The organism is Bilophila wadsworthia ATCC 49260 (assembly GCF_000701705.1).
Lineage (GTDB): Bacteria > Desulfobacterota > Desulfovibrionia > Desulfovibrionales > Desulfovibrionaceae > Bilophila > Bilophila wadsworthia.
In genome coordinates, this window is record NZ_JNJP01000003.1 from 30,652 (window position 1) to 44,573 (window position 13,922).

Below are 13,922 nucleotides of genomic sequence, written 5' to 3' on the forward strand. Positions count from 1 at the left end.
GGGCGTCAAGCGCGGAGGAGAAAAACATGCCCGCCCCTTCTGCCAATGATTCGAAACGGCCTTCCGCCTCTGCCGCTTTGGACCTTACGCCGTATACGGATAAGGATCAGGAAATCGCGCGGGACGCCGAAACGCCTGTGAAGGCCTTTTATACCGTTAGGGGGTTTTGAGCATCGATTTGAAGTTCCAAATGAAAATCGCAAATACAATGGCGGAGCCCAGGACGTCGGCGATGCATTCCGCATAAAGCAGGCCGTCCGTCCCGTAGCCGAGCCTGGGGAGGATGAAGCAGAGCGGGAGCAGGATGACGAGCTTGCGCATCATGGCCCCGAGGAGGGAGAGCTTGGTGCGCCCCAGCGCCATGAATGTGCGTTGGCAGGCGTAGAGGACGCCGATGAACATCATGCCCCCGAAGTATATGCGTATGGCGGGGATGGTGATTTCGATGAGCCGCTGGGAATCGGTGAACGGCATGATGAAGGTCTTGGGAAAGAGCAGGATGAGCCAGCTTGCGATGGTGGTAAAACCGAAGGAAAAGGCCAGGATGAGGAAAAAGGTCTTCTTCACGCGTTCGGGTTTGCCCGCGCCGTAGTTATAGCTCATGATGGGCACGGCGCCTTGGCACAGGCCGTCCGCTGGCAGGCGCAGCAGTTGCTCGATGCTGAACATGACGGTCATGGTGCCGACGTAGTAGTCGTTGCCGTATTGCTGCATCCCGGCGTTCATGACCAAGGGGACGATGCAGTCCGTCACTTGGACGAAGAACGGGGAAAGGCCGAGCAGGATGACGGGCACAAGTTCCTTGAGGTCCAGCCGCAGGTATTGCCTGCGGAAATGCAAAATCGTGCGTTTGCCAAAGAAGAAGGCGAAGATCCAGACGGCACTGACGGCCTGGCTGCAAATCGTGGCGAGCGCCGCGCCTTTGCAGCCCATATCGAGGCCGTAGATGAATATCGGATCGAGGATAATGTTGAGGGCCGCCCCGATGAGGACGGTCATCATGCTCGTCTTGGCAAAGCCCTGGCAGGAAATATAGTAGTTCAGGCCCAGCGAGAGCTGCACAGCCGGGGTGCCGAGCAGGTAGAGCGAAAAATAGTCGACCGCATACCCGATGGTCTGTTCGCTTGCCCCGAACATGAGCAGCATCGGGCGCATGGCCCAGAAGCACAACACCGTGAGCACGACCGACATGGCGAGGAGGAACACGCAGGCACTGCCGAGGATGCGCTCGGCTTTTGCATTGTCGCCGCGCCCCATGGCGATGGATGCGAGCGGCGCGCCGCCCATGCCCGCGAGGAAGGAGAAGGACGAGATGATCAGGATGATGGGGAAGGCGACGCCGAGCCCGGCCAGCGCCAGTGGGCCAATCTCCGGTATCCTGCCGACGAAAATGCGGTCGACAATGTTGTAGAGGAGGTTGACGATCTGTGCAAAAATGCTCGGGATGGCGAAACGTAAAAGAAGCCTGCCGAGGGGTTTCGTTGCCAGTTCGCTGGAGGGGTCCGCGTGAGCCATGAGGCATATCCTTTTTTGAAACGTTGCCGGCGGCGGGAAGCCGGGCTGTGTGAGTGGGCCGGATAGAGGCAAAAACCGGAGACCCCGGCGTTATTGACGGACGCCGGAAGCTGTTCGGCCGCTTGCCGATTCATGGAGACGTTAGGCTTATCCCGTCAGCCGGGAAAAGAAATTGCCGATGAAGATATCGACGGGTTTGATGTTCAATTCCAGATTGGCCCGCTGCAGGGCCCCCTCCCAGCCGTACCAGAAGAAGGCCGCCGTAGAGGCGCAGTCCAGTTCCGGGGATATTTCTCCAGTCTCTTGGGCACGTTTGAGGCCGTGCGCGAAAACATCCTGCCACTCCGCGAAGACGGCGGAAAGCTGCTCGCGGAAGTTTTCCGGCAACGTGTTGACCTCCTGCGCCAGCTTTCCGGCCAGACAACCGGAACGGCAATCGGTCCGCGCCATCTCGTCCCGCACTTCGCCGACGAAGGCCCGGAGGCTGCCCAGAGGGGACAGGGACGTGTCAGAGAGGCAACGCTCCAGCTTTTGCGTGATGGAGAGCCTGTAGCGGTCTATGAGTTCCGCGCCGAACCCTTCCTTTGTCTTGAAATAGTAGTAGAAAGAACACCTCGAAATACCCGTGCGCTGCAATATCTCGTCGACCCCCACTGCGGAATAGCCTTTTTCCGTCAGCACTTCCGTCCCGACGTGGACCAGCATTTCCCGGGTCAGCAGTTTGTCGCCGCGTTGCTTGGGCGGGCGGCCACGGCCTTTGGCGTCTTGCGCGTGATTTTGCATGGATGATTTTTAGACTGATCTGTCTATAAAGGCAATAACGGAAGGGATTTTTCTCTAAAAAGTGTATATCCATATGTATTGTAAAGAAATTATCTCTCTATGTGCCCCGTGCGGAACGATCCGGAAGAGCCGCCTTATTGCCGGAAAGGAATACCTATGCCGCAGCCAACGCGGTACATTCTTTAGGTGAGGGACAGTGGGGCGGCGAATGCCGTACCCGGAAAAAAGCCCCTTCCGATATGCTCGGAAGGGGCTTTTTTCCGTTTTTTTGAGTGATCCCACCGCACTCCCACCACTCAGGGGAAAGGCGCGGGGGAGGTGCGCAAGCGCCGCCGTCCTCAGCGCATCCTCATCACGTCCCTGTGCGGCGGTTCGCCAAACAGCCGCTTATACTCCCGGTTGAACTGCGTAGGGCTCTCGTAGCCGACGGCCAAACTCGCGCTGGAGGCATCCTTGCTTTCCGTGAGCATGAGGCGCTTGGCCTCGTACAGGCGCAGCCGCTTGTGGAACTGCAACGGGCTGAGCGTCGTCACTTCCTTAAAATGGCGGTGGAACGTGGAGGTGGCCATGTTTACCTTCTGAGCCAGCTTGTCGACCTGCAACGGTTCCCTGTAATTGTCCCGCAGCCACGTGATGGCTTGGGCGATCTGATTGCTCTGGGTGCCGAGGGTGTTCAGTCGGCGCAGGAATTCCCCTTGGGGGCCGATGAGCAGGCGGTAATGGATTTCGCGGACAATGAGCGGCCCGAGTATGGGGATCTGCTCCGGTTTCTCGAGAAGCTCGACGAGGCGCAGGAACGCATGTAGGATATCGGGATCAACGTCCGCGACGGAGAGCCCCTTGTAGGAGCAGGCCCCGGTCGCGCAGGGCGGCGGGACTTCCGCCGCGAGCCGGGTGATCAGGTACTTGTCCAGATCAAGGCACAGCGCCAGAAAGGGCCGCTCAGGGCTGGCATCCGTGACGTAAAAGGAGCTCGGCATGTCCACCCCGGCCACGAGGCACTGGTTTTCGCCGTAGCAGTACTCCTCGGAGCCCAGCATGGTCCGCTTGGAGCCTTGAATGATCACGCTGACGGAAGGCTTGGAGAAGCAGGTTTCAATCCTGTTGGCTTCATGCCGCCGCGTGATGACCAGCCCTTCGATGTCCATCGGATACTTCCCGTGCTCGGGCGCCCGCTGGAGCAATTTCTCTTTCAAAAGGCTGGCGGTTCTTGCCGTCTCTCCACTCCCCGTTTCCATCATATGGCATAATCCTCTGTTTTTGCATGGAATAAAGAAAAATCCTTTTCAGGGTTCGGTTTTTTGATACCACACTCCGACCTCTTTGGGTAGCACCGCGAGAGAATCAGGCAAGAATAAGAGAGGATCGTATCTTCTGTTCTCCATTAGGGAGCGTATGGTGCACCCATAGGGAAATCACGCCATGCCCGCAGCGTTTTCCCTTCCGGCCTCGGGTATCCGGGCCGCTTTCAACGCATTGACATGATGGGAGGTCGCATATGCCTGCACACAAAAAAAGGAACATTTCTTGTGGGCTTTTCGCCGCATTGTTTTGTTTGCTGTTGTCCGGCGCGGCAATCGCGGCTTCTTCCCCTACGCAGCAGGTTCCAAACGGAGGCAAGAACATGAGCAGAGCCGCCTTGGCCGAAAAGAAACAGTTGGAACGTTTCGGAAACGCCCGGTCTCCTTTAGAGGCGACCGATCCGGATTTCGCCGAGATGCGGGATCGCCTCATCTGGGGCGAAGTCGCGTGGCACGGGTCGCTCGACGCCAAAATGCAGGAGCTGATCACGCTGGTCGTCCTGACGGCTAGCCAGACGTTGGACGGCTTCGCCCCGCATGTGGGCGCGGCCTTGCAGGTCGGGGCGACGCCCGAGGAAATCAAGGAAGCGATGTACCAGTGCGCTCCGTATATCGGGTTCCCCAAGACCGAAAAAGCGCTCCGGCTGGTCAATGAGGTCTTCAGGGAAAAACGCATCCCGCTGCCCGTGGCCTCGCAGAAGACGGTAACGGAAGACGACCGCTTCATGCAGGGCGTCAAAGTGCAGAAGTCCATTTTCGGAGCGGCGATAGACGCCATGCACAAGAGCACGCCGCAGAACCAGCGGCATCTCCTCCGCGACATGCTCTCGGCATTCTGCTTTGGGGACGTGTATACGCGGAAGGGGTTGGACCTGCGGACCCGCGAAATCCTGACCTTTTGCATCATCAGCTCTTTGGGCGGGTGCGAGAGCCAGGTCAAGAGCCATGTGCAGGGCAACGTGAATGTGGGGAACACGAAAGAAAACCTGATCGACGCGCTGACGTGTTGCCTGCCGTATATCGGATTCCCCCGGACACTGAACGCGCTCGGGTGCGTCAACGCGGTCATCCCGGAAAACTAGCGGGGGCTCGCCCGCTTTCCCGTTCAGGAGGCGTGGTTTCCCTTCCGTATTGAGAGTGTCCCGGTGTGCATGAGGGCTTCGCTGTGAGCCGCGCACCGGGTGCCGGAGTTCCCGCCGTACTCGGCGGGGCAGTTTGCAAACAAGGAGAAAGTATGTCTGTTCCCGTTTATCTGGCAAAACTTGCTGTAAAAAATCCTTCCGATCACCGGCTCGCCAAGATCAAGCGGCTCTGCGACGCCGTGGGGCTTGCGGACAAGGTGAAGCCGCTCGGCACGGTCGGCGAGGATGAGGTCGTTGCCATCAAGCTGCACTTCGGCGAAGCGGGCAACGATACCTACCTGCACCCGACGTTCGTGCGGCAGGTCGTGGATTGCGTGAAGGCGACGGGGGCCCGCCCGTTCCTGACGGATACCTGCACGCTCTACAAGTCCACCCGCCATAACGCCGTGGATCATCTGGAAACGGCGTATCGCCACGGTTTTACGCCCTATGTCGTGGACGCTCCGGTGATCATGGCCGACGGCGTGACCAGCAAGTGCTACGAGGAAGTGGCCGTCAACCTGAAACATTTCGCTTCGGTCAAGATTGCGCAGGCGTTCCTTTCCGCCAATGCGATGGTCGTTCTGTCCCACTTCAAGGGGCACGCGATGGGCGGTTTCGGCGGCGCGATCAAGAACCTCGCCATGGGCTGCGCCCCGCAGGCCGGGAAAATCGATCAGCACGGCAGAAACGTCGTGATCTACCCGAAATGCATCGGCTGCGGGCAGTGCGTACCGCTGTGCCCGAGGAGCGCGCTTTCATTGGAAAAAGCCGAGAAGGGCCGCCATGCCGTCATCGACAAGGAACGCTGCATCGGTTGTTACGAATGCGTAACGGCATGTAAACAGGGGGCCATCGGCGTCGACACGCCCAACGAGTATTCCGACTTCGCCGAGCGCATGGCGGAATACGCCTATGGCGCGGTGAAGGGCAAGGAAGGCCGCATTTGCTACCTGAACTTCCTGCTCAACGTGACGCCGCAGTGCGACTGCGCCGGATGGTCCGAGCCGGCGATTGTCCCGGATCTGGGTATCCTCGCTTCGGAGGACCCCGTAGCGCTGGACACGGCCTGTTTCGATCTGGTGAAGGAAGCGCACAGCCTCATTCCGCTGGGCGAGCACGGCGCGCACTCCTGCGGCTACGACAAGTTCTCGGCGCTGCATCCGAATACGCGGGGCTGGCATCAGGTTGAGTATGCCGAATCCATCGGCATGGGTTCGCGGGATTATGAACTGATCACGGTGTAAGGCGCCGTTCGCGGGCGGCCATGATGCGGATGCGCCCGGGCGCATGGCTGCCCGCACCGGTGGGGCGGGGCTCCCCTCGGCCTTCACCCCGGCGGCGTGGTGTTTCGGAATTTTCCAAAAGACGGGTAAGGATATGGAGCACGGCATTCTGTTTGATCACGCCCGGACGGCCCGGATCGGGCTGCCGGAAGCGGTTTTTTGCGAAGGGAAGCCTTTCGAGGCGCTCGTGGAGCTGCTCTCCCGTTTTGGCAGGGGCTCGGGGCATCCGGTCCTGTTCACACGGCTTGCCCCGGACGTGTTCGCCCGGGTTCCCGCCGAGATCCGCGCAGGGTATGACTACCATCCCCTGTCGCGTACCGCGTTCGGGGACGCGCTCCCGCCGAAGGGCAAGGGCAGGGTCGCCGTCATTTCCGCGGGCACGGCGGACGGCTTCGTAGCCTGGGAGGCGGCGCGGACGCTGGCGTATCTGGGCATCGGGCACAAACTGTTTGAAGACTGCGGCGTTGCCGGGTTGTGGCGGCTCGCGGAGCGGCTGGAGGAGATCAATACCTTCGATGCCGTGATCGTGGTTGCCGGGCTCGACGCCGCGCTGGTCAGCGTGATGGGCGGGCTTACGCCCAAGCCGATCTTCGGCGTGCCGACGTCCGTTGGGTACGGTGCGGCGCAGGGCGGACGGGCCGCGCTGGCGAGTATGCTTTCAAGCTGCGCTCCCGGCGTGGGGATCATGAATATCGACAACGGGTACGGCGCGGCCTGCGCCGCCGCAAGGGTGGTAAACGGATTATGAGCGAAGCGCACGCACACGGGGATCATGCCCACCGCCATGAACACCATCATGAGCACGGCCATACGCATGAAACGGCCCACGGGGATGGGCGGGGCAAAGCCCGGGGAGGCCGCATCCTGACCATCCGGTCACATTCCGGCTTGTCCGGGGATATGTTCCTTGCCGGGCTGCTGCGCATGACGGAACTCGGCGAGGCGGAAACGGACAGGCTGCTTGCCGCCGTGCTGCCCGAGCTCGCCGGGACCGTGCGCCTGACGCGGCGGCAGGTGAACCGTATCGGCGGCTGGTTCGCGGACGTGTCGCTTCCCCACCAGCACGAACACCGCACCCTTGAGGATATTCTTGGGATCATCGCCGGGAGCGGCATGGACGATGAGCCGAAGCGCTTGGCCTCGGATACGTTCACGTTGCTGGCGAAGGCCGAAGCCGCCGTGCACGGCATGAAGCCGGAGGCCGTCCGTTTTCATGAGGTCGGCGCGCTGGACAGCATCCTGGACATTTGTATGGCCTGCGTCCTGTTCACGCGGCTCTCGCCCGCGCGGTTTGTGGTCAGCCCCCTGCCCATTGCGGACGGGGAGGTCGTTTGCGCCCACGGCGTCATACCCGTTCCGGCTCCTGCGGTACTGGAACTGCTCGAAGGCATTCCCGTCCGTCCGTTCTCCGGGGAAGGCGAAACCGTGACGCCCACAGCCATCGCCCTGCTTCGCAGCCTTGGAGCGACGTTCGGGCCGTGGCCCGCCATGCTGGTGGAAAAACGGGCTCTGGTCTACGGGTCGCGTGTTTTCGCCAATGCGCCCAACGGGACGATCTTCGCCTGTGGTACGGAGCTTGAAGGCTGATGCCGCCGTATCGGTGAACGGGGTTTCCGGCATTTTTTTGTAAGTGTATGAGGGTATTGCCGTGATGGATTCAAGTATGACCGCCGCGTCTCCGGAGGAAACCGCGCTCCTGCCGCGTCTTGAAAGCGTCCTCGGCGTCCTCGCGGCAGGGAACCGTTTTGCTTTGGCCTACTCGGGTGGGCTGGACAGCCGTTTTCTCGCTCATGCTGCCCAGCGGTTCGGCTTCGAGCCCGTACTGCTGCACATCGTCGGACCGCACATTCCCCCGGAAGAGACGGACTACGCGCGTCATTGGGCGGCCTCCCGGGAGCTCGCCTATGAGGAACTTCCCGCCGATCCATTGGATTTAGCTTTGGTGGCCTCCGGGGATCGCCGCCGTTGTTATGCGTGCAAGCGTAACCTGTTTTCCTTGCTGAAAGCTCGAACCGACCTTCCCCTGTGCGACGGTACGAACGCTTCCGATGCGGGGCAGTACCGCCCCGGCATACGGGCCGTCGAGGAACTCGGCATCCTGTCCCCGCTGGCTTCCGCCGGCCTGACCAAGGCGGACATCCATCGGTGCGCCGCACTGACGGGAATGGAAGATCCGGAGCAGAAAGCCCGGCCTTGCCTGCTGACGCGGCTCCCGTACGGCATGAAGCCGGAGCGTTCCCTGCTCGCGGGGCTTGCCGCCGGTGAGCGGGCCGTTCATGGTGTGTTCGCCTCGGCCGGACTGCCCGGGCCGGATTTCCGTCTGCGTCTCGTCGATGCGGAACGGCTGGAATTGCACGTCCTGCCGGAGCCCGCCCTTGCTCCCGGCCTTTGTGCCGAGCTGGCCCGCCGCATTGCCGAAGCCGTTCCCCAGCTTCCGCCTCCCCGTGTGGTCAGGGTGGAAACGCTTTCCGGCTTTTTCGACAGGGCCTGAGCCGTTTTCCTCCTCCCCCGCCTCTGGGATCTCCTTGCTTTTTCTGTCGCCCTGTCTCTGGGAAGCGTTGCCGGACATTGTCCGTATCTCGTGCCGTGTCCTTCAATGGTACATCTTCATGTACTTTCCTCAGATGTGCGCCCGCGTGTCCGAAGAGACAGCCATAGGCTCTTGCAGAGGGGAGGGAAGAGAGGATCAGGCAAAAAATGGGTAGAATCGTATCTACTCACAGAGGTTCGGAGGCAGTATATCTGATTCATGGAATTGTTGATCCGTATGGATGGAATACACAGCTGAAAGTTCGAAACGGACAAGAGAGGATTGTTATGAGCAAGGCACTGGAAATCGATTCGTCCAGAAGAAGTCTGCTGAAATATACGGTCGCCGGGCTGCTTGCCGGGTTCGGAGGTCGTTTGTTGCCGCATGTTTCGTCGGCCTATGCCGCCACGGAGGGCGGAGCCAAGGCGTTGGTCGTCTACTATTCCCGTTCCGGCAACACGCGCGCCGTCGCCGAGGCCATTCATGCGGCGGTCGGCGGGGATATTGTGGAACTTCAGCCGGTGACGCCGTATCCCGAGGCGTACCGTGCGACCACGGATCAGGCGAAGCAGGAACTGGCGTCGGGCTACAAGCCGCCTTTGAAGCACAGGATCGGGCACATCGAGGCGTACGACGTCGTTTTCGTGGGATCGCCCAACTGGTGGGGCACTGTAGCCGGGCCGGTGAGGACGTTCCTGTCCGAGTACGATTTGGCGGGCAAGCGGATTGCCCCGTTCATCACGCATGAGGGCAGCGCGCTGGGCCGCAGCGTTGCGGACATCAAGACGTTTTGCCCGAAGGCGGTTGTTCTGGACGGGCTTGCCGTCAGGGGAAGCCGGGCCGCTTCCGCGCAAGGCGAGGTGGCCGCGTGGCTTCGCAAGATCGGCATGGGAAAATAACCTTTTCGTCGAGAGGAATGTCATGAGCAAAAATATACTGATACTGTCGGGGAGCCCCAGAAAGGGCGGCAATTCCGATATATTGTGTGATCGCTTCATGGAAGGCGCGCGGGAATCCGGCCATCGGGCCGAAAAGGTTTTCCTCCGCGACAAAAACATCGGCTATTGCATCGGCTGTGAAGCCTGCCACCAGAACAACGGCGTCTGCGTGCAGAAGGACGATATGGCCGAGATTCTGGGAAAGATGATCGCCGCTGACGTGATCGTCATGGCGACGCCGGTGTATTTCTATACGATGGATGCGCAGATGAAGACGCTTATTGATCGGTGCGTCGCCCGGTATACGGAAATCAGCAACAAGGCGTTTTACTTCATCGCCACCGCCGCCGACGGCGAAAAGCGGTCGCTGGAGAGGACCATCGAAGGGTTCCGCGGGTTCCTGTACTGTCTGGAAGGCGCGCAGGAAAAGGGCATCGTTTACGGATCGGGCGCATGGAAAAAAGGCGACATCAAGGAAAGCCCGGCTCTGAATGAGGCATACGAAATGGGGCGGCACGCATAAGTTCCGGTATGCCGATTCTGTGCGGCGTCCCGGTTGCGGCTGGACGGCGGCCGAATGGAGCGTCTCCCCCTATCCTTCCTCCATATAAGGACACCCGCTCGGATTGACTGAGCGGGTGTTCTTATATGGAGGTTGGTTCCCCCGGCGGCCGCCCGGAGGAATGGGCGAGTGTGCCGCCGGGGGAACCCCAAATCGCACCGGGCGGGGGAAGGGGGATCATCCTTTGCCCGGTGCGTTGGGGACGGGGACATTACAGGGAGCCGTAGACGAGCCGGTTGCCCACCAGGGTCGCCAGAATCGGGATGTCCCTGATGCGTTCGGGCGCGATTTCAAGCGGGTTCTCGCCGAGGATGACCATATCGGCGAGCTTGCCGGGCTCAAGGCTGCCCTTCATGCGTTCTTCATGGAACTGGTAGGCGCCCCATATGGTGACGCTTTTCAGGGCATCCAGCACAGAGACGGTCTGATCCTCGCCGAGCACCTTGCCGCTGCCGGTGAGCCGGTTGACCGCCGACCAGACGGAGAGCAGCGGATCCATAGGCGTGACGGAGGTGTCGTTGTGGGAAGTGAAGGGGATGCCGCGTTTCAGGGCGCTCCGCAGCGGATCGATCCGGGATGCGCGGGCTTTCCCGAGGAAGATGTCCCGATGGCGGTCGCCCCAGTAATAGGTGTGTACGGTGAAGAAGGACGGAACCACGCCGAGCCGTTCGATGCGGTCGAGCTGATCCTCGCGGACGGTCTGGCAATGGATGATGATGTGCCGCGCGTTGGCCCGGGGGTACGCCTTTTGCGCTTCCTCAAAGGCGTTGAGGATGTCTTCGATGCCCGCGTCGCCGTTGCCGTGGATGGCGACCTGCCAGCCCTCTTCGTGGTAGCGGGTAACGATGTTGACGAGTTCACGGGGATTGTAGATGGGGTATCCGCGCCATGACCCGTCGGAGATGGCGTCCGGCAGCGAATGGTAGGGATTGCTCAGATAGCCGGTGTACCCTTGGAGGCTCCCGTCCTGAAACAGTTTCACAGCGCCCATGCTGAGCAGGCCGTCCTTGGTCAGGGGCGTGCCGCATTGCACGGTGGGGGCCAGCGAGAAGTCGAACCAGCCGTGCTTGGGCAGAAGCTGGACGCGGTTTTTGAGCATCCCCCGTTTGTGGGCGGTCATGTAGTTTTTCCACATGGCCGTGGTGACGCCGCCGTCGTGGGCGGTCGTCACGCCTTTGGCGACATAGTCGTCGGTAGCCCGTTCCACCGCGCCGAGCCATTTTTCCTCGGTCATCTGCGGGGAGGCTGCCAGAACCATCTCCATTGCGGCGGGTTCCTCCACCAATCCGGTGAGGCGGCCGTTGCCGTCATGCCGGAACACGCCGCCCGACGGATTCAGGGTTTCATCCGTGATTCCGGCTGCCTCAAACGCCTTGCTGTTGCACAGGGCCAGATGCCCGGAGATGTGGCGCAGGAACAGCGGGTGATCCGGGGCCATCGCGTCCAGTTCGGCAAGTGTGAAATGCCGCTCTTCGGCAACGGCGGTATCGTCATACCCCGCGCAGAGCAGCCATTCCCCGGCGGGCATATCCGAAAGGGCTTCGCGTACCTTGCGGCGGATGTCGCCGTGCGTCCTCACGTCCCCGATGGGATGGGAATTCACGTCGAGATAGTATTTGTTGTACATGCCCGCGCGCATGAAATGGCTGTGGCAGTCGTAGAAGCCCGGCATCATGAACCGCCCGCCCAGATCGACGATGCGGGTTTCCGGGCCCTGGAACGGGGCCATTTCGGCTTCCGAGCCCACGGCAAGGATGGTTTCGCCGGATACGGCAAGGCAGGAAACGATGGAGCAGCGGGAATCCATCGTCAGGATGGTGCCGTTCCGGTAGATGTGAGTCGCTTGTTGCATGGCTGGCCTCATAAGGGTTGCGGGATCAGGCGGCGCTGGCGGCGCGGTACTTCTTCCATTCCTTCCAGAGCAGGTTGAACAGGATGAAGAGGCTGATGGCGAGGAACGCCGCGCAGACAGGACGGGTGAAGAATACGGAGAAATCCTGATTGGAGATGCTGAGCGCCCTGCGGAAGTTGGTTTCGATGATTCCGGAGAGGATCATGGCGAGGAGCAGGGGGGCGAGCGGGAAGCGCGCCTTGGTCATGATGTAGCCGAGCAACCCGAAACCGGCCATGACGGCGAGGTCGAAGTTGGAGTTGTTCAGGGCGTAGCCGCCCACCACGCACAGGGTGGTGACGAGGGGCATGAGGATGCCGCCGGGAATGAGCACGACCTTGGCGAACAGGCGCACCGCGTAGTAGCCCAGAAGCAGCATGAAGACGTTGGAGACGAACAGGGCGATGAAAATGCTGTAGACGAGCGTGCCCTGTTCCTGGAACAGCAGCGGACCGGGAGTCATGCCCTGGATCATAAGCGCGCCGAGCATGATCGCCGTGACCACGTCGCCGGGCACGCCGAGGGTCAGCAAGGGGATGAGCGCGCCGCCGGTGACGGCGTTGTTGGCGGATTCCGTGGCCGCGATGCCTTCAATGGAGCCCTTGCCGAAAAGTTCGGGATGCTTTGAATGGCGCTTGGTTTCGCTGTAGGCCGCGAATGAGGCCGTGCCCGAGCCCGTGGCCGGGACGATGCCGATGAACGTGCCGATGATCGAGCCGCGGAGCAGGGCGGCCCGGTTTGTCCAGATTTCGGAAAGGGGCATACGCTTGCGCGAGATTTCGGCAGTGGAGAGCTTGCGGCCCATGAACACGTCTTCAACCGTGATCAGCACTTGCGACAGGGCGTACAGGCCGACGAGCGCCGGGACGAGGGATACGCCGTTGATGAGGTCGGGCGAGTCGAAGGTCATGCGCAGATTGCCGGAAAGCGGGTCCATGCCGATCATGGAGATGAGCATGCCGAGCAGCGCCGCGATGCAGCCCTTGAGCAGCGCACCTTCGGACAGCGTCGCCACAATGGTCAGGCCGAAGATGCCGAGGGAGAAATATTCCGGGGCGCTGAAGTCGAGGGCGAAGTGTGCGAGCTGGGGGGCGACCGTGGCCAGCACAAGGCAGGAGAAGATGCCGCCGATGAAGGAGGCGATGGTGGTCATTTCGAGCGCCTTGAGCGATTCCCCGCGGGCGGTGAACTGCGGCCCTTCGAGCATGGTCGCGGCGGCGGCCGCCGTGCCCGGAGTGCCGACGAGGATGGCGGTGATGCTGCCCGCGTAGATGGCCCCGCAGTACATGCCGAGCAGGGAGGAAAAGGCGATGACGGCGGGGAAGCCGAAGGTCAAGGGAATGAGCAGGGCCACGCCCATGACGGCGGTGAGGCCGGGCAGCGCGCCGAAGACGATGCCGAGCGCCACGCCGATGAAGTTGGCGACGAGGGCTTCCAGACTACAGGCCGAACTGAAGGCTGTCATGAACATATCGAACATGGAGTACCGCCTTTTTAGGGAAGAGGGACTTTGAAGAAGATGGCGAACACGGCATACAGGAAGGCTGATATCCCTGCGGAAATAAGAGAGATGTAGAAGGGATTGCGGTATCCGGTCAGCACCTGCGCCCCAGAGAGGAAAACCAGCGTGGAGATGACGAAGCCCGTGCCTTCGGGCCACTCGGCGTCGTAGGCGTATTCCCCGAGGAAAATGAACCCGATGACATAGATGAGGATCCACGCGGCCATCAGTCCGATTTTGACGGCGAGCTTCCTTTCAGGCCAGCAGGCCGCGCTTTCATCCCTGCCCAAGACGGCCCTTGCCACGAGGACAAGCGAGAGCAGGGCCAAGGCGATCGTGACGCCCATCGGGAACGAACCCGCCGAGAAGAAGTCGAGCGCTGCGGGTTCCGGGATCAAGTGTATCTGGTATCCCATGACGCAGCAGAAGGCGAGCAGCGCCAAGCCGATAAAGAAATCCGTCTTATTTTTCATGAAGCGACCCCTCGTCGTGAA

13 protein-coding genes are annotated in these 13,922 nt (G+C 61.2%); 7 read left to right on the plus strand and 6 right to left on the minus strand.

The genetic code is table 11. The features are described 5' to 3' along the window. Positions 1 to 156: 156 nt before the first annotated feature. The 3 genes from T370_RS0102200 to T370_RS0102210 all read right to left on the minus strand — a co-directional run bounded on the left by T370_RS0102200 (position 157) and on the right by T370_RS0102210 (position 3,539). Positions 157 to 1,515 (minus strand): MATE family efflux transporter, encoded by a 1,359-nt coding sequence (locus tag T370_RS0102200; protein WP_005028948.1) that lies wholly within the window; start codon positions 1,513 to 1,515, stop codon positions 157 to 159. Positions 1,516 to 1,662: 147 nt separating this feature from the next. Beyond that, positions 1,663 to 2,298 carry a TetR/AcrR family transcriptional regulator gene (locus tag T370_RS0102205; protein WP_029434582.1) on the minus strand — a complete coding sequence of 212 codons (636 nt, stop codon included), beginning with the start codon at positions 2,296 to 2,298 and terminating at the stop codon, positions 1,663 to 1,665. Between the two features lie 338 nt (positions 2,299 to 2,636). Continuing rightward, positions 2,637 to 3,539 carry an AraC family transcriptional regulator gene (locus tag T370_RS0102210; protein ID WP_005028954.1) on the minus strand — a complete coding sequence of 301 codons (903 nt, stop codon included), beginning with the start codon at positions 3,537 to 3,539 and terminating at the stop codon, positions 2,637 to 2,639. Positions 3,540 to 3,922: 383 nt separating this feature from the next. Here T370_RS0102210 and T370_RS0102215 point away from each other — a divergent pair, with 383 nt between their 5' ends. The 7 genes from T370_RS0102215 (at position 3,923) to T370_RS0102245 (ending at position 9,997) form a co-directional block, all read left to right on the plus strand. After that, positions 3,923 to 4,681, plus strand: coding sequence for a carboxymuconolactone decarboxylase family protein (locus T370_RS0102215; RefSeq protein WP_005028960.1), 759 nt, complete (start codon positions 3,923 to 3,925; stop codon positions 4,679 to 4,681). Between the two features lie 152 nt (positions 4,682 to 4,833). Continuing rightward, positions 4,834 to 5,967 (plus strand): DUF362 domain-containing protein, encoded by a 1,134-nt coding sequence (locus T370_RS0102220; protein WP_005028962.1) that lies wholly within the window; start codon positions 4,834 to 4,836, stop codon positions 5,965 to 5,967. 43 nt (positions 5,968 to 6,010) lie between these two features. Then, entirely contained in the window at positions 6,011 to 6,754 is a 744-nt protein-coding gene (gene larB, locus T370_RS0102225; RefSeq protein ID WP_211250450.1) for a nickel pincer cofactor biosynthesis protein LarB, read from the plus strand. After that, entirely contained in the window at positions 6,751 to 7,593 is an 843-nt protein-coding gene (gene larC, locus T370_RS0102230; RefSeq protein ID WP_029434584.1) for a nickel pincer cofactor biosynthesis protein LarC, read from the plus strand. Before larB ends, larC begins: the two co-directional genes overlap by 4 nt. Before the next feature lie 76 nt (positions 7,594 to 7,669). Next, complete coding sequence (locus T370_RS0102235) at positions 7,670 to 8,497, plus strand: adenine nucleotide alpha-hydrolase family protein (RefSeq protein ID WP_248604188.1); 828 nt, start codon at positions 7,670 to 7,672, stop codon at positions 8,495 to 8,497. Positions 8,498 to 8,823: 326 nt separating this feature from the next. Further along, positions 8,824 to 9,435, plus strand: a complete 612-nt coding sequence (locus tag T370_RS0102240) for a flavodoxin (protein WP_029434586.1) — start codon at positions 8,824 to 8,826, stop codon at positions 9,433 to 9,435. Between the two features lie 22 nt (positions 9,436 to 9,457). After that, the gene (locus T370_RS0102245) at positions 9,458 to 9,997 is read left to right on the plus strand and encodes a flavodoxin family protein (RefSeq protein WP_029434587.1); all 540 of its coding nucleotides are present in this window, start codon (positions 9,458 to 9,460) and stop codon (positions 9,995 to 9,997) included. Between the two features lie 250 nt (positions 9,998 to 10,247). On the opposite strand, the gene T370_RS0102250 is transcribed toward T370_RS0102245, so the two are convergent. From T370_RS0102250 to T370_RS0102260, 3 genes are read right to left on the minus strand one after another with little or no spacing between them, the layout of a single operon-like run. Then, on the minus strand, positions 10,248 to 11,888 hold the full coding sequence (locus T370_RS0102250) for an amidohydrolase (protein ID WP_029434588.1): 1,641 nt from the start codon (positions 11,886 to 11,888) through the stop codon (positions 10,248 to 10,250). 25 nt (positions 11,889 to 11,913) lie between these two features. Next, positions 11,914 to 13,407, minus strand: coding sequence for a tripartite tricarboxylate transporter permease (locus T370_RS0102255; RefSeq protein WP_029434589.1), 1,494 nt, complete (start codon positions 13,405 to 13,407; stop codon positions 11,914 to 11,916). A gap of 14 nt (positions 13,408 to 13,421) precedes the next feature. Continuing rightward, positions 13,422 to 13,901, minus strand: a complete 480-nt coding sequence (locus T370_RS0102260; RefSeq protein ID WP_029434590.1) for a tripartite tricarboxylate transporter TctB family protein — start codon at positions 13,899 to 13,901, stop codon at positions 13,422 to 13,424. Positions 13,902 to 13,922 lie beyond the last annotated feature (21 nt).